Here is a 15030-nt window from a genome sequence, read left to right on the forward strand (position 1 = left end):
CCCCCTTTTATAAAATCCATATAGACCTTGCTAAACCATCTACATGATTAGAATGATGACGAGCAGCCCACTTAATATCCCCATCCCCTTCGCCATCTTTTGATATTGATCACCGACTTCCAGGGCATCATGCAGTTCGCGGTCAAGGTGATGGATGGTGAGTTGAATCTGTTTTTGCTGCTGCTCCAGATCGTGCTGTCCAAGCGTCCTTCCAAACTGCATCAGAATTTCATATTCGTTTTTTGACAATGCGTTCAAAGACCAGTGTTTCTTTAACTGTTTGGACCATAAGGAATAAAAGTCATCCCAAACCCCATTTTCGTTCAGAATCCCTTCAAAGAACTGATTAATGGGTTTCGGTAAATGTGTAGATAGATTCTCACAAACTTCCAGTAGCGAAGATTGTCCATAAACCATCTCTGCCTCTATCATCTGTAAAGCATTTTTCCATTGCCGAATGTGTCCCGGACGCTTCTTAAAACGAGAAGCCATATCAAACCCTGCCCAGGTCGTAACGGTCAATACGATGACGGCCCCGATCCATTGCATGCGATCCCCTCCCCTTGCCTTGAATCAGTAGTTCTCCCGATTGATCGAGTACTGTCCAATTCCTTTCTGTTTGAGGTGACATCCGGTCCAGGACGAGGTAGCGTTGAAACACTTTCTCCTCCATCAATTGTTTGGCTGATGGCCGCTTCTTTACACCTGAAAAACTTTGACCATGAATACTGCAAATAACTTCAACCCCTGTATAAGTCGCCTCTCGGACCGCTTCTGCATCTTTTTGTCCACCAATTTCGTCTACAATTAACACCTCAGGTGACATAGAACGGATCATCATCATCATGCCTTCTGCTTTAGGGCAAGCATCCATCACATCTGTACGGAACCCTACATCCAGTTGAGGAACACCCCTCATACTTGCTGCAATTTCGGAACGCTCGTCCACAATGGCCACTTTCGCCGCGCGATACCCTTGTTGATCAGATCCAATGTAACGCGCCAATTCCCGCAGGAGTGTGGTTTTTCCTGATTGCGGAGGTCCGATGATCAGTGTACTCATCCAGCGCCCAGATTGATAAAGATGTGGAATGAGAGGGTCAATATTCCCGGATGTAGCTCTAGCAACTCTGATGTTCATAAAGGATATGTGCTTTAACGTTTCTACATGATCTTGATGAGTGTTTGTCTTACCAGCCAAACCTACCCTATGCCCACCCTCAATCGTAATAAATCCCTCTTTCAACTCTTCCTTGAAACGGTAGAGGGAGAACTGACTGATCTGATTTAGGACGAAAGAGAGATGCTCAACAGTCATCACTGCAGTCTCAATGGAGTCAACACAATTATTATCAAGAATCTCTATCGGACGACCGATCCTTAAACGGATCTCCTGCACACTCTTCCATCGGACCTCACTTTTTAAGAGATGTTGGATAGAGGGTGGAAACAAACGTATAATCTCCTTCATCCTCTCCTACTCCTTTATTTGGTTTACTTCATATGTATGTGCAGACTGAGAGCTTATGACTGTGAAATAGTATAAAACTAGAAGATTTTGAGAGAGGTAATAGAGAGGTAATAGAGCGGTTGATAGACACAGCGAAGACAAGCCTTAATCAATATATGTCCGTAGGTGTCCACCTTATTCCTAAGCTTTATACCACACTAAAGCAGAATGAACGAACATTTAATTCCGAGACGTTTGTTTGAGTTTAGTTGTTCCGGGAGCAGGTTCGCTTTCCACTCAACATCTTCTAACACATGGATTCTGATATTGATTCTATAAGAAGAAAGTAGGAAAGAGTAAGGATCGCTCACGTTGGAATACAAAAATGTTTTCAAAAAAAAGAACTTGCCCTTTTGGACAAGTCCTTTTTGAAGATCATAATTATGCACGGGATACGTATTTGCCATCTGTGGTACTAATGACCAACACTTCTCCTTCATTAATAAAGAAAGGTACTTGAACAGTAAGCCCCGTTTCAAGCGTTGCTGGCTTCGTACCTCCGCTTGCTGTATCACCCTTGATTCCAGGTTCCGTTTCTGTAACTTCCAGCTCAACGTTCTTCGGCAGTTCAACACCGATTGTTTCACTTTCATAAGACTGGATTTGTACTTCCATGTTCTCTTTTAGATAGTTTAATTGGTCCTGGATGGTAGCTGTTGGAATTTCTACTTGCTCATAAGTCTCCATATCCATGAACGCGTGCATATCACCATTCGCATAAAGATATTGCATCTTACGGTTTTCAATGTGAGCACGTTCTACTTTTTCACCGCCGCGGAATGTTTTTTCCTGAATATTCCCATTACGCAGGTTACGGAGTTTCGAACGAACAAAAGCCGCTCCTTTTCCTGGCTTTACGTGTTGGAAATCCATCACTTGCCAGATATCCCCATCCACTTCAATTGTCAGACCTGTACGAAAATCGTTTACTGAAATCATTTGACTTCCTCCTTTTAATTACAACGTGATTAATTCTTTGGTAGACTTGCTCAATCGTTCGTTTCCTGTTTTCGTAACGATTGTATCATCTTCGATCCGGCAGCCGCCGACGTTCGGAACATAAATGCCCGGTTCAACTGTAACGACCATACCTTCTTCAAGCGTGACATCGGAACGGAAGGAAAGGCCAGGACCTTCATGGACATCCAGGCCGATTCCATGGCCCGTGGAATGACCGAAATACTCGCCATACCCTTTTTCTTTAATGTAATCACGTGTCAGTGCATCCGCTTCTTTGCCGGTGATGCCTTCTTTTATTCCTTCCATACCTTTTAACTGAGCCTGTAAAACGGTATCATAGATTTCCTTTAACTGGTCATTAATCTCACCCACAGCTACAGTTCTAGTGATATCAGAACAATACCCTTTGTAAAGGGCACCAAAATCAAGCGTTACAAGCTCTCCGGATTGGATTTCCTTCTCGGAGGCCACTCCGTGTGGCAGAGCTGAACGGTAGCCTGATGCAACAATAATATCAAAACTTGAGGAAGTCGCCCCCTGCTTGCGCATGAAGAACTCAAGTTCATTTGATACATCAATCTCCTTCACACCAGGTTTTATGTAACCAAGAATGTGTTCGAAAGCATCATCAGCAATCTTAACGGCATCCTTTAATATACTAATCTCCTCATCCGTCTTAATCAAGCGTAATTTTTCTACAATGCCTGATGTAGGGACGAGCTCTGCGTCTAATGCTTCTTCATATTGTTCAAAAAGGGTGTAGGTGACATGGTCTTTCTCAAACCCGATCCGTTTCAAACCTAATTCTTTCGCTTTTTCAGCAACCGTTTTCGGCATAGGTGTTTTATGTTCGAGGATTTCAAACTCCTTGGCTTGCTCTGCCGCTTGTTCTGTATAACGGAAGTCTGTAATTAAGACAGCTTCATCTCTTGTCACTAAAAGAGCTCCGGAAGAACCGACAAAACCTGATATATACCTTCTGTTTTTCGGACTCATAATCAAGAGACCGTCTAATTCCTTTGAAGCAATCGCTTTTCTTAAATTTGAAAGTTTACTCACGAATGATTTCTCCCTTCACTTTCTATCTTTTGGATCATCCCCAATGTCGCTAATCGGTAGCCATCGATTCCAAATCCGACCACTTGTCCTGAGCATACCGGCGCTAACATCGAGGTATGGCGGAAAGATTCCCGTTCATGGACATTTGATATATGAATTTCTACCACAGGTTTGGAGATGGCACTAATGGCATCCCGTAAAGCGATACTTGTGTGTGTATAAGCTGCTGGATTAATGATGATTCCTTCAGCTTCTTCTTCGGCTCGCTGAATCCAGTCTACGAGATCCCCCTCATGATTGGATTGAAAAGATGTGACCTCAAACCCTTGCTCGGCAGCCACTTCTTTGACCATTGTCTCAACATCTTCAAGAGACTTTTTTCCATAGGTCGCCGGTTCTCTTTTGCCTAACATATTCAAATTCGGCCCATTGATCAAAAACAGCCGCTTCTTCCCCATTTAACAATCCCACCATTTCCAAAATTGTCATACACTTTAAGTTTATCATACTCTCCCTTGATTTGAATAAGAATTCACTGACTCATTGAACTCCCTGTATTCATAGGAAATGGAATACCCGATAAAGACCCCGTATAAAATAAATAAACAGCCTGTTGTAACCCACGTATCACTATTCAGTTCCATGAAAGCCGGGATGGCTGGAAAAATCGGAGTCAACAGAAAATAAACGACCGCCCATAGCCCGATTCCATAAAAGACACCAGGCCACATTCCATTCCTTTTTTTCAATAGAAGATAGTAAATGAGAGCCGTTCCTAAAGATAAAATACCGACAATGAGAACGGCTAACACTTCAGCAAGCCACGTTCCCGTCCAATCTGTCTGCCAGAAGGAACGAAAAATGAAGGATGCAGGAGATACCTCTGTGAAATTGAAATAATAAGCGATTGCTCCTAAACCACTCCATAAAATCCCACTTGTGAAACCTGTGACTAATGCTTTTGCTATGACACTTTGCTGTGGCTCTTGTTGTCTTTGGTCTTTTTGTTTTTCAGCCATCTTCATCACCTCTATTCTCATTTTAACCAACCCCAATTTTTTCATGCTCTTTTCAATTGTTGGGCTAGTGATTCATGGAGATTTGAGGTAAAATAGAATTCCAAACCATTTTAATATTCTATCGTTTAAACAGCCCGATTGAAGGAAAGAGTTTACTAAAACGTACTCTTCCACCATTCAAAAATTAAGATGGGCCTGCATATTTTATTCTATAAAGGAAACAATCTTAAATAGCACATAACAACCTACCATCCGCCGCATCTGATGATGAATAGTGTTGAAATAAGGGTATAGTTCAATAACCAGATATTCATAGTCGACCACTACGAGAAGGGAGGAAAATATCATGCGTAATTGGATGACTCCTGTCATTTACACGTTGATCGGTTTAGCCATCTTCTTCGTTGGCATCCAGCTGTTTACAAACACGACTGGCTTTCTCACTTCGATCGTCACGATGATCGGAATCGCCGCTCTCATTTATGGAGCCATCTACTTCTTCTTCCTCCGCAAACGCGGCTTTGGAGGATCGGCAGGTGGAAACCGAAATGAAATGAAAAAGTATAAGCAAGCGGTCAAACAATCCAAACAAAAATACAAGCAACCAACCCCCGCCATTAAGAAAAGCCCTGTAGCCAAGGCACAAACCAAGGCCTCTTCGTTAGGTCGAAAAAACCGCAAACGTGTGAACGGTCCACAACTTCGTGTTATTGAAGGCAATAAAAGCAAAGGAAAAAATCGAGCCACCTTTTAATGGCTCGATTTTTTTATTTCCTATTTTCATATTACCTGCTCCATCTTCTTAAGAAATTGCTCGCATGTTCACGACCTAATTCCATCAATGTTTCTTTTTCTTCTTTGCTCATATCGAAATCCGTCGTTTCCACCCCACTGACAGGAATAAAAATGATATCCTTACTCAAGGTTTTGGAGATGTACCTTGCATCGTGAGCCTGCTGCATCGTTTTAAAAAGCGCGTGGAACATTTGAATCGCATTTTTAATCTTCTGTTCGGGCAGTTTATCAGGTTCATCACTTAATTTCATTCCAATCACAGGTCTAGTACGACAGCCGTCCTGCTTTTCCCAAATCCACAGAGGAAAATTACTCAAAACCCCTCCATCTACAATGATGGACCTTCCGCGTTTCCCATGAATTTTAACTGGAATGAAAAAGTAGGGAAGTCCCGAGCTCATCCTTACTGCTTTCGCTACAGAAAAAGTAGCCGGATCAATACCGTAAACTTTCTTCAAATCATCAGGGATGACCACAATTCTACCCAACGTCAAGTCAGAACATATGACTTTTAATGACCCAGGAGGTAAGTCTGCAAAAGTGCGAACACCTTTTTCACCAAGCCACTCCTCTAAAACATCTTCCAACTGATTCCCTTTATACAGCCCCATTCGATAATACAAGAGAAGCCATTTCATAAATGGAAACAGGCGGTCTGACAATGGTACGTCTACTAAACTAAGAAACGAAAGGTTATTGATCCTTTCTTTCAGTTCTTTCGCTGTGTAGCCGGCAGCTGTCAGACTCGCTAATATGGCACCCGCGGATGTACCAGCCATTCGCTTGAAAGTGTATCCTTGCTCTTGTAGTTCTTCAAGAGCTCCAATGAACGCAAGGGCCTTTACACCGCCACCGGAAAAAACTCCGTCCACTTTCATCCTGCTTCACCCCACTTTACTTCATTATAAACGCGCGTTTAGCCGTTTAGAACGAAGGGAGACGAATTCACATGCAAGGCCGTTTATACTGCTAAATGATGTCTTTTTTCAATACATAACAGCCACACACATCTTATCGTTGCTGTTAAAGAGTTCAACAGTAAAAAAAGATGCATGGAATCCCATGCATCTTTTTCATTCTTCATTTTGTTCTTCATTCTTCTTCTGTACTTCTCTTAACGAATCCACACGCTCCGGTTTCTCATCAAAATATTGAACAAGATCACCAATGCGGTCGATGGAATTCCAACTCATATGATGTTCAATGCCTTCAACATCATCATAAATGTTCGCTTGATCAACCCCGATGATCTCTAAAAACTGCTCTAATAGTTCGTGACGATAAACAAGACGTTTTCCGACTTTCTTCCCTTTAGGTGTTAAAATCAATCCTCGGTATTTTTCATAGTTCAAGTATTGGTCTCGATCAAGTTTTTGAACCATTTTCGTAACGGATGACGGATGCACCTGGAGATTTTCAGCAATATCAGAAACTCGTGCATATCCTTTATCTTCAATCAAAATATAGATTTGTTCAATATAATCTTCCATGCTAGGTGTCGGCATGTTGAACCCCCAATACCCTGTCTTATGTACACGTCCTATCTTGAATAGTGGACGGTTTTAATAGCATATGTTTCCACATTAAAATGATACACCAGATTCCTACCAGTGACAAGCAAGGCCTATACTCATGATTTTATCGAGCCTTTTCTCTCGGGTCTCTAACACCATGATGGTTAGATCATGGCCAGGCTAAACATACCGTAAGAAAAAATAACCGGCCGCCTAAGACGACCGGTTGTTTTCTTACAATCCACATTTCAGTTGGGCATTACAATTTGTACAAGTGTTACAACCACCAATATCTTCAACCGTACCCTGACGACAAACCGGACACGTATCTCCTACTTCGGATCCGATCGTCACCTTGGTTTTGTCCAGTTCATGGATGGTATCCATAAGAACAACGCGTGGTTTTTTGTCTTCAGGTTCAAACAGTTCCGTCTGTTCTCCCTCGAAGTCATTTTCCTCTGCTTTCAAAGACAACACTTGGCTATCTCGACTTCCATCAACGTACACCGTACCACCTTTAGCACCACCACGATATAGTCGTTGATACACTCGCTCTACTTCTTCGACTGTGTAACCTTTTGGAGCATTCACTGTTTTGGATATGCTGCTGTCCACCCAGCGTTGTATGATGCACTGTGTATCTGCGTGGGCTTCCGGGCTCATTGTCATTGCTGTAATGAACCAATCCGGTAATTCATTGGGGTCTTGTTCTGGGTGAGCGTCCAAATATTCCTGAAGGATATCTGCTTTCACCTCGATAAATTTACCTAATCGACCACTGCGGTAGTAGGAGAATGAGAAGTAAGGCTCCAATCCTGTACTTACGCCCACCATAGTACCTGTACTTCCTGTAGGTGCAACGGTTAAGAGATGTGAGTTTCTAATTCCATAACTCAGCACATCCTGGCGTATGTCTTCTGGCATATCTTTCATATAGCCTGTTTGGATAAAACGTTCACGCAGCTGTTTTGTCTCTGCATCGGTTTTTCCTGTTAAGAATGGGAAACTCCCTTTTTCCTTTGCAAGTTCAATGGACTCCCGATAAGCTGTGGTCGCAATAGCTTCAAAAATTTCATCGACCAGTTGATTTCCTTCCTCTGATCCATAGGTAGTTTCACAGTAGATCAACAAGTCATGCAGCCCCATAACACCAAGTCCAATTCTTCGTTCTCCAAGAGCCTGTACTTTATTTTCCTCTAAAAAGTAAGGTGTTGCATCAATGACATTGTCCTGCATGCGGACACCGCGGCGTACTGTTTTCTTAAGCTTTTCAAAGTCGACCTGTTTCGTCTCTTTATTTGCAACATTTGCCAGGTTGACGGCAGCAAGATTACAAACTGAATATGGGGCTAGTGGCTGCTCCCCGCAAGGGTTCGTAGCAACTACTTTTTGTCCATATGCGGTTGCATTTGTCTTCTCATTGGCATTATCAATAAAGAAAATACCCGGTTCAGCTGAATACGTAGCGCAAATGTTGATGAGGTTCCAAAGTTCGCTCGCTTTCACGGTCCGATACGTGCGTACACCGAATCCGCGCTCCTGCCATTCACGAACATCACCACTTTGATGCCATTCTTCATTATAAATTTCCATTTCTTCCGCTGAATAATTCTCAACATCCGGGAAGCGAAGTTCATAATCAGCATCATTCTCAACTGCTTCCATGAATTCATTCGTAATACAAACAGAGATGTTAGCCCCCGTCAGGAATTCAGAATTGTGAACGGTGTAATTTCCACCCAAGTGAAGCTTTTCTTCCGCTTCTTGGATGCTTTGGTCCGTAAATCCACCTTGCCCTTGAATGTGCTTATAATTGACCACACTCTGGTATAAGTCTTTCTCCGTTTCAGTAAGAGGCGCGAACTTCAATTTATCTTTAGCCAACTGTTTGATCGTTTCATCCTCGGTATTCTCAATAAGGAAGCGAAGAATTCTTGTATTTTGCATCTTAGAAATAATAAATTCCAGGATGTCAGGATGCCAGTCAGCCAACATGATCATTTGGGCTCCGCGTCTCGAACCACCTTGCTCAACAAGGTGTGTAAGTTTTGCAATATCATCAAGCCAGGAAACCGAACCTGAAGACTTGCCATTTACTCCTCTAGCGAGCGTGTTCCGAGGGCGTAGCGTGGATCCATTCGTCCCAACTCCACCTCCACGGGACATGATTTCCATCACCTGCTTACGGTGGTCCGATATCCCTTCACGGGAGTCTTGGATATAGGGCATTACATAACAATTAAAATATGTTACGTCCGTTTGGGAACCTGCACCGTACAAAACACGTCCTGCCGGGATGAAATTCAACTCCGACAATTCTTCATAGAATTCGTTAAAACTTTGTTGTTTCTTTTCCGGATCTGTTTCTACTTCTGAAAGCCCCGAGGCATTACGAAGGGCAATTTGTTCGTAATAGACTTCCAAGGGCTTATCGATGGTATCAAGATTTCGTTTGATCAATCCGGTTTCTCGTTCCTCTTCATGTTCAAGAACATTCAAAAATTCATCTTCCACTCTCACAATCGCCTGGTGAGACTGCCAATCAATCGAGTGAATAAACCCAAATCCCCGGGCAGGAAACTTCGGATCATCTTTAACCGTAAGAACAACGAAATCCCCTTCTCCAAGGGTCAACTTTTCTGTATCTTTAAACGCATACCTGTCGAGCATTACAAGTCTCGAAACACCTTTGTGCGTAATTGTCATGGATTCATTAATCTCATGGACCTGTGGAAACTGTCTTATATCAGCATTGAGGCGGTCCACATTAATTTTCGTGTGTACATCTGTGGAGGTGGTCGTCTGCATTTTGCATCTCTCCCTTTTAAACTAAAACTAAATGATTTGCATTTGATATATGTAACATACCACATTCTCAAAAAGATAATCAATATATTGTGTTGTGATAATTTTCAGTCACCATATATTGTGCTGTTGAACGAATATGTAGAAACTTGTCAATCGAAAAATTTTGAGATATCAAACGTATGAACCAGAGATTAAAAGAAAAACCTGCTCCCTATTGTTTCTTTCAGCTTTTTCATTATTTGCATCTCCGTACCATCTACAATCCTCGACAAAATAACACTTTCCCTCAAGTTTCGAAAAAATTTTTTTGAAATACTCCTCATTCCCTCCTATAATAGATAGAGGAATAGAGAAATGAGGGGGATGGAAAGATGGATTTATGGATCTTAATCGCAGCGATCCTGTTGGTTATCGCTTTCGGTTTGTATAGATTCTTCAAAGCAAGAAAAATCATGACCACATTACCGGAAGACAAGTTCCGCGAAGGCTACAGAAAAGCCCAATTGATTGATGTTCGTGAACCAAAGGAATTTGATGGCGGGCACATCCTTGGGGCAAGAAACATTCCATTGTCTCAAATGAAAAACCGTCTTATTGAAATCCGCAAAGACAAACCAGTTTATCTATACTGCCAAAGCGGTGCTCGTTCTGCACGTGCCGCCATGATGCTCCACAAGCAAGGATATGAAGACCTTAATATGCTTGAAGGTGGATTCAAAAAGTGGAATGGTAAAATCAAAGCGAAAAAGTAATCACCCTCCCGGTTCCCTAAGAACCGGGATTTTATTTTCTTCGTATTAAACAATAGCTCCTGTTTGTTGAAGACTAAGTTTCGAGATGTTTGTGGGATTCTAGGGGCTCCGGGAAAAGGTTCGCTTTCCATGGGTCGGGCGGTGAGACCCCGCAAGGCGTCAGCCTGAGGAGGGTCATCGCGCTCCCGCGGAAAGCGAGCTATTCCCCGTAGCCCCATCCACTCAATAAAAGTCTCGAAATCGAGTCTTCCACAGTCCTGCCATATTGTTTAAGAGATAAAACCCGGCGTCCACATATAGGTGGACGCCGGGTTTCTGTTATTGTTCTTTTTGGTATCTTAAGACAGGTTTACGTGCTGCCTGCGTTTCATCCATACGGCTCACAATCGTTGTATGAGGAGCCTCCTGGACTTTTTCAGGATCGTTCTTCGCTTCGTGTGCGATTTGGATCATACGATCAATGAAATCGTCCAGCGTTTCTTTTGATTCCGTTTCTGTAGGTTCAATCATCAGTGCCTCTTCTACATTAATCGGGAAGTAGATTGTTGGCGGGTGATAGCCGAAATCAAGGAGACGTTTCGCCATATCCAATGTGCGGACCCCCAGTTTTTTCTGCCGCTTCCCTGACAAAATGAATTCGTGCTTACAATGACGGTCGAATGGTAGATCGAATTCCTCTTGAAGACGTCTCATCATGTAATTCGCATTAATGACGGCGTATTCGCTCACTTTTTTCAATCCTTCAGGTCCCATCGTCCGGATGTACGTATAGGCACGGACATTGATTCCAAAGTTTCCGTAATACGGTTTCACCCTTCCGATAGATTGAGGCCGATCATAATCGAACACATACAAATCCTTTTCCTTTGTCAAAATCGGTGCTGGTAAGTATTCAGCGAATTCTGCGGTCACTCCCACTGGTCCTGATCCCGGGCCTCCTCCTCCGTGAGGACCTGTGAACGTCTTATGGAGGTTCAAGTGTACAACATCAAAGCCCATGTCGCCTGGTCGTGCATAGCCTAGAATGGCATTAAGGTTCGCTCCATCATAGTAAAGCTTACCACCAGCTTCATGTACAATGGCTGCCATTTCTTCTATATCCTCTTCAAACAAACCGAGAGTATTCGGGTTGGTGAGCATTAAAGCTGCCGTTTGCTCATCGACTACACGTTTCAAGTCTTCCAAATCCACAAGACCTCTCTCATCCGATTTAACCGTTACCGCTTCAAAACCTGCGACTGTTGCTGAAGCTGGGTTTGTACCGTGAGCCGAATCTGGAACGATTACTTTCGTTCGGTTCGTTTCACCTCTTGCTTCGTGGTATGCACGGATCATCATCAATCCCGTCCATTCTCCGTGAGCACCTGCAGCTGGCTGCAGAGTTACGGTATCCATTCCAGTAATCGCAGCGAGGGATTCTTGCAAATCATACATCAAATGCAGAGCGCCCTGGACACTTTCCACTGGCTGGTAAGGGTGGATATGACTGAAACCAGTCAGCCGTGCTACATCTTCATTCATTTTCGGGTTGTATTTCATTGTGCAAGATCCAAGAGGGTAAAATCCTGAGTCCACGCCATGATTTCTTTTAGAAAGAGCGGTGTAATGGCGCATAATTTGGAGTTCACTCACTTCCGGAAGGTCCGGTTCACTTTTTCTAACATAGGCTTCTCCGATCATATTATCGACATCCGTTTCCGGCACATCGAACGCTGGTAAACTGTAACCCGTTCGGCTTTCCTGGCTTAATTCAAAAATTAAAGGAAAATCCTGATTAGACATGAAGATCCCCCACTTTCTCGACAAACATATCGATTTCTTCTTTCGTCCTGATTTCTGTTACGGCTACTAACATACAGTTCTTCAGTCCTGCATCGACCTCGCCAAGGTCATAACCTCCAATGATCCCTTGATCAAGAAGCATGTGGTTGACCTCTTTTACGTCTTTGTTCAATTTGACAACAATTTCGTTGAAAAATGCTCCATCAAAAACGACGTTCATCCCTTTTTCCAGGAGTTGCTTCTTCATGTAAGCTGCTTTTTGAATGTTCATCCAGGACATCTTTTTCAGTCCTTGTTTACCAAGCGAAGACATCGCTACGGATGAAGCGAGAGCATTTAAAGCCTGATTGGAACAAATGTTTGATGTAGCTTTATCACGACGGATGTGCTGCTCTCTTGCCTGCAGGGTCAACACGAAGCCACGGCGTCCTTCCTCATCAACCGTCTGTCCAACAAGTCTCCCTGGTACTTTTCTCATCAATTTCTTAGTCGTTGCAAAATACCCACAATGAGGGCCGCCATATTGTGCTGGTATTCCGAACACTTGCGCATCACCGACAACGATATCAGCTCCGAATTCACCCGGAGGGGTTAAGTATCCTAAGGCTAGGGGGTTGCTTGATGTAATCATCATCGCTTTTTTCTGTGTGTCCACAATAGCTCTAACCTGGTCCAGGGGTTCGATTTGACCAAAAAAGTTAGGGTACTGGACCACAACACTTGCTGTATCCTCATCTATTTCTCTTTCTAATTGTTCAAGGTCTGTTCTGCCGTCTTTATGGTCAATCTCCACCACTTCAACGCCTGGTCCTTTTACATAGGAATGGATAACAGCTAGGGATTCAGGATGGATCGCTTTCGAAACCAATACTTTTTTCTTCTTCGTTTGACCGGCAGACAAATTGACCGCCTCGGCTAAAGCTGTTCCACCATCGTACATGGAGGAGTTCGCCACATCCATCCCGGTTAATTCACAAATCATCGTTTGAAATTCAAAGATTGCCTGAAGTTCCCCTTGAGAAATTTCAGGCTGGTAAGGAGTATAAGCCGTGTAGAATTCTGACCTTGAAATCACATGATCAACAATAGAAGGAATGTAATGGTCATACACACCAGCCCCAAGAAAAGAAGTATGTGACTTCGAATGGACGTTCTTTTCAGCAAGCTCCGTCAATTCCTTCAAAAGTTGAAATTCATTTTTCGGTTCTTTGATTTCTAAGTCACCTTTAAAACGGATACTCTCCGGTATGTCTGAGAAAAGTTCATCGGACTGCTCCACACCGATGACATCCAGCATTTCTTTTTTATCTGTTTCTGTCATAGGCAAATAACGAAACTCCATGCTTCCATCCCCCTCGATTTATCTTTTATAAAAAGGTGTTTGAACGACTTTCGCTTTTAATTTCTTCTTGCGGACTTGTACCGTCACTTCTGTTCCTTCGGTTGTGTATTCGCTGTTAATGAGCGCCAGTCCTACGTTTTTCCCAAGGGTCGGCGACTGTGTCCCTGTGGTAACAAACCCAATGACTTCTTCCCCATTCAGGACATCGTAGTGTGTACGAGGAATCCCCTTGTCGATCATCTCGATTCCGACAAGCTTTCTTCCGGGCCCTTCTTCTTTTTGTCTTTTCAAAACTTCTTTACCAATGAAGTCTGCTTCTTTATTCACTTTCACAGCAAAGTTCAATCCAGCTTCAATAGGAGTAATCTCCTTACTAAGCTCTTGGCCATACAACGCAAGGTTCGCTTCAAATCGAAGTGTGTCACGTGCTCCCAGTCCAACTGGCTTCAACCCAAACGGTTCACCAGCCTCAAGGATGGCTTGCCACAGCTGGGCGCCTGAATCTGCATGCAGATAAATTTCAAAGCCGTCTTCCCCTGTATAACCTGTGCGGGAGACAAGAGCCTCTCCATCGACGCCCTTCCATGTTACGCCTTGTTCAAACCGGAAAAACTTAATAGTCGAAAGGTCCGTTTCCGTGATGGTTTGAAGCGCTTCTTCCGCTTTTGGTCCCTGGACAGCCAGCTGTACGTATTCATCAGAGACATCTTCCACGGTTACATCGCCTTCCTGATGTTTTTTCAACCATTCATAGTCCTTATGCCGGTTCGCAGCATTCACGACAAGGAGGTATTGATCTTGATCAAGATGATAGACGATCAAGTCATCAACCGTTCCTCCGTCTTCATAGCACATAATTGTGTATTGAGCTTTCCCTGGTTCCAGCTTTGACACGTCATTTGTCAGCATTTTTTGCAGGAATGGAAGACTTTCCGGTCCTTCCACCATCACTTCGGCCATGTGGGAGACATCAAACAACCCTGCGGCTGTTCGTGTGGCCTGGTGTTCCTCTTTGATACTAGAGAAATGTACAGGTAAATCCCATCCACCAAAATCAATGGTTTTCGCTCCGAGTTTCTTGTATTCAGAATATAACGGTGTTCGTTTCAAATCTGCCATTGGAACCACTCCTTGTCACTGATTTCGCCCATAAAAAAAGAGACTCCGCCGCTTGCACGGGAGTCTCTGTCCGTTTCACCAGAAAGTTTCACAACAGGAAGACCTGATGCTTGCTTCTTGGGTGGTTTGCACACAAAATGCAAACACTCTCCAGAGTTGCGTCCTATAGAGGTCTTTTTGCCTGAGAGATTCACAAATGAATGCTTGCTCCTTCGGCGCCACGTGGGTGGTCTCTCCCTCTACAGTCATTCGCTTTCGTATTTTTCTAGATTTTACCGGGCATACTATTGTGTAACGTTCACACAATGTTTTGTGTATTTTCAGCATCATTATATCACGCGTCTTTCACAAAAGACATGATAATTCTACA

General features: G+C 43.3%; 14 protein-coding genes and 2 riboswitches. Of the genes, 2 read left to right on the top strand and 12 right to left on the bottom strand.

The annotated features are described in order from the left end of the window. Window positions 1-39: 39 nt before the first annotated feature. The 6 genes from spoIIIAB to K2225_RS13385 form a co-directional block, all read right to left on the bottom strand. Window positions 40-549 carry a stage III sporulation protein SpoIIIAB gene (gene spoIIIAB, locus K2225_RS13360; RefSeq protein ID WP_220585214.1) on the bottom strand — a complete coding sequence of 170 codons (510 nt, stop codon included), beginning with the start codon at window positions 547-549 and terminating at the stop codon, window positions 40-42. Further along, the gene (spoIIIAA, locus tag K2225_RS13365) at window positions 494-1471 is read right to left on the bottom strand and encodes a stage III sporulation protein AA (protein ID WP_220585215.1); all 978 of its coding nucleotides are present in this window, start codon (window positions 1469-1471) and stop codon (window positions 494-496) included. The genes spoIIIAB and spoIIIAA overlap by 56 nt, the downstream gene beginning before the upstream one ends. A gap of 420 nt (window positions 1472-1891) precedes the next feature. Next, a complete protein-coding gene (efp, locus tag K2225_RS13370; RefSeq protein WP_220585216.1) occupies window positions 1892-2449 on the bottom strand; it encodes an elongation factor P in 558 nt (185 codons plus the stop codon). Window positions 2450-2467: 18 nt separating this feature from the next. Beyond that, on the bottom strand, window positions 2468-3529 hold the full coding sequence (locus K2225_RS13375) for a M24 family metallopeptidase (protein ID WP_220585217.1): 1062 nt from the start codon (window positions 3527-3529) through the stop codon (window positions 2468-2470). Beyond that, window positions 3526-3987 (bottom strand): type II 3-dehydroquinate dehydratase, encoded by a 462-nt coding sequence (gene aroQ / locus K2225_RS13380; protein ID WP_220585218.1) that lies wholly within the window; start codon window positions 3985-3987, stop codon window positions 3526-3528. The genes K2225_RS13375 and aroQ overlap by 4 nt, the downstream gene beginning before the upstream one ends. A 45-nt stretch (window positions 3988-4032) precedes the next feature. Further along, complete coding sequence (locus K2225_RS13385) at window positions 4033-4548, bottom strand: YqhR family membrane protein (protein ID WP_220585219.1); 516 nt, start codon at window positions 4546-4548, stop codon at window positions 4033-4035. 346 nt (window positions 4549-4894) lie between these two features. Between K2225_RS13385 and K2225_RS13390 the strand changes: the two genes are divergently transcribed. Then, entirely contained in the window at window positions 4895-5302 is a 408-nt protein-coding gene (locus K2225_RS13390) for an SA1362 family protein (protein ID WP_220585220.1), read from the top strand. A 31-nt stretch (window positions 5303-5333) separates the two neighbouring features. Here K2225_RS13390 and K2225_RS13395 read toward each other — a convergent pair whose 3' ends face one another. The 3 genes from K2225_RS13395 to K2225_RS13405 form a co-directional block, all read right to left on the bottom strand. Next, a complete protein-coding gene (locus K2225_RS13395; protein ID WP_146812878.1) occupies window positions 5334-6221 on the bottom strand; it encodes a patatin-like phospholipase family protein in 888 nt (295 codons plus the stop codon). Window positions 6222-6416: 195 nt separating this feature from the next. After that, on the bottom strand, window positions 6417-6848 hold the full coding sequence (mntR, locus tag K2225_RS13400; RefSeq protein ID WP_146812877.1) for a transcriptional regulator MntR: 432 nt from the start codon (window positions 6846-6848) through the stop codon (window positions 6417-6419). 243 nt (window positions 6849-7091) lie between these two features. Next, window positions 7092-9665 (bottom strand): vitamin B12-dependent ribonucleotide reductase, encoded by a 2574-nt coding sequence (locus K2225_RS13405; protein WP_220585221.1) that lies wholly within the window; start codon window positions 9663-9665, stop codon window positions 7092-7094. A 371-nt stretch (window positions 9666-10036) separates the two neighbouring features. On the opposite strand from K2225_RS13405, the gene K2225_RS13410 reads away from it, so the two are divergent. Continuing rightward, a complete protein-coding gene (locus K2225_RS13410) occupies window positions 10037-10417 on the top strand; it encodes a rhodanese-like domain-containing protein (protein WP_089651747.1) in 381 nt (126 codons plus the stop codon). A gap of 318 nt (window positions 10418-10735) precedes the next feature. Here the strand turns inward: K2225_RS13410 and gcvPB are convergent, their stop codons facing one another. Genes gcvPB through gcvT form a run of 3 tightly spaced genes read right to left on the bottom strand, consistent with a single transcriptional unit; the run spans window position 10736 to window position 14660 of the window. Beyond that, the gene (gene gcvPB / locus K2225_RS13415) at window positions 10736-12199 is read right to left on the bottom strand and encodes an aminomethyl-transferring glycine dehydrogenase subunit GcvPB (RefSeq protein WP_220585222.1); all 1464 of its coding nucleotides are present in this window, start codon (window positions 12197-12199) and stop codon (window positions 10736-10738) included. Further along, entirely contained in the window at window positions 12192-13541 is a 1350-nt protein-coding gene (gene gcvPA, locus K2225_RS13420) for an aminomethyl-transferring glycine dehydrogenase subunit GcvPA (protein ID WP_220585223.1), read from the bottom strand. Before gcvPA ends, gcvPB begins: the two co-directional genes overlap by 8 nt. An 18-nt stretch (window positions 13542-13559) precedes the next feature. Next, on the bottom strand, window positions 13560-14660 hold the full coding sequence (gene gcvT / locus K2225_RS13425; RefSeq protein ID WP_220585224.1) for a glycine cleavage system aminomethyltransferase GcvT: 1101 nt from the start codon (window positions 14658-14660) through the stop codon (window positions 13560-13562). A gap of 64 nt (window positions 14661-14724) precedes the next feature. After that, a riboswitch (glycine riboswitch) is annotated at window positions 14725-14816 on the bottom strand. 3 nt (window positions 14817-14819) lie between these two features. Continuing rightward, window positions 14820-14909, bottom strand: a riboswitch (glycine riboswitch). Window positions 14910-15030: the final 121 nt, after the last annotated feature.

The sequence above is a fragment of the Halobacillus sp. Nhm2S1 genome (assembly GCF_019599545.1).
Classification (GTDB): domain Bacteria; phylum Bacillota; class Bacilli; order Bacillales; family Halobacillaceae; genus Halobacillus.

Bases quoted from the DNA above. Each gene is read 5' to 3' on its own strand.
- gcvPA (WP_220585223.1), bottom strand. From the start codon at position 13,541: ATGGAGTTTCGTTATTTGCCTATGACAGAAACAGATAAAAAAGAAATG.
- K2225_RS13385 (WP_220585219.1), bottom strand. From the start codon at position 4,548: ATGGCTGAAAAACAAAAAGACCAAAGACAACAAGAGCCACAGCAAAGT.
- aroQ (WP_220585218.1), bottom strand. From the start codon at position 3,987: ATGGGGAAGAAGCGGCTGTTTTTGATCAATGGGCCGAATTTGAATATG.
- K2225_RS13405 (WP_220585221.1), bottom strand. From the start codon at position 9,665: ATGCAGACGACCACCTCCACAGATGTACACACGAAAATTAATGTGGAC.
- gcvT (WP_220585224.1), bottom strand. From the start codon at position 14,660: ATGGCAGATTTGAAACGAACACCGTTATATTCTGAATACAAGAAACTC.
- mntR (WP_146812877.1), bottom strand. From the start codon at position 6,848: ATGCCGACACCTAGCATGGAAGATTATATTGAACAAATCTATATTTTG.
- K2225_RS13390 (WP_220585220.1), top strand. From the start codon at position 4,895: ATGCGTAATTGGATGACTCCTGTCATTTACACGTTGATCGGTTTAGCC.
- gcvPB (WP_220585222.1), bottom strand. From the start codon at position 12,199: ATGTCTAATCAGGATTTTCCTTTAATTTTTGAATTAAGCCAGGAAAGC.
- efp (WP_220585216.1), bottom strand. From the start codon at position 2,449: ATGATTTCAGTAAACGATTTTCGTACAGGTCTGACAATTGAAGTGGAT.
- K2225_RS13410 (WP_089651747.1), top strand. From the start codon at position 10,037: ATGGATTTATGGATCTTAATCGCAGCGATCCTGTTGGTTATCGCTTTC.
- spoIIIAA (WP_220585215.1), bottom strand. From the start codon at position 1,471: ATGAAGGAGATTATACGTTTGTTTCCACCCTCTATCCAACATCTCTTA.
- K2225_RS13395 (WP_146812878.1), bottom strand. From the start codon at position 6,221: ATGAAAGTGGACGGAGTTTTTTCCGGTGGCGGTGTAAAGGCCCTTGCG.
- spoIIIAB (WP_220585214.1), bottom strand. From the start codon at position 549: ATGCAATGGATCGGGGCCGTCATCGTATTGACCGTTACGACCTGGGCA.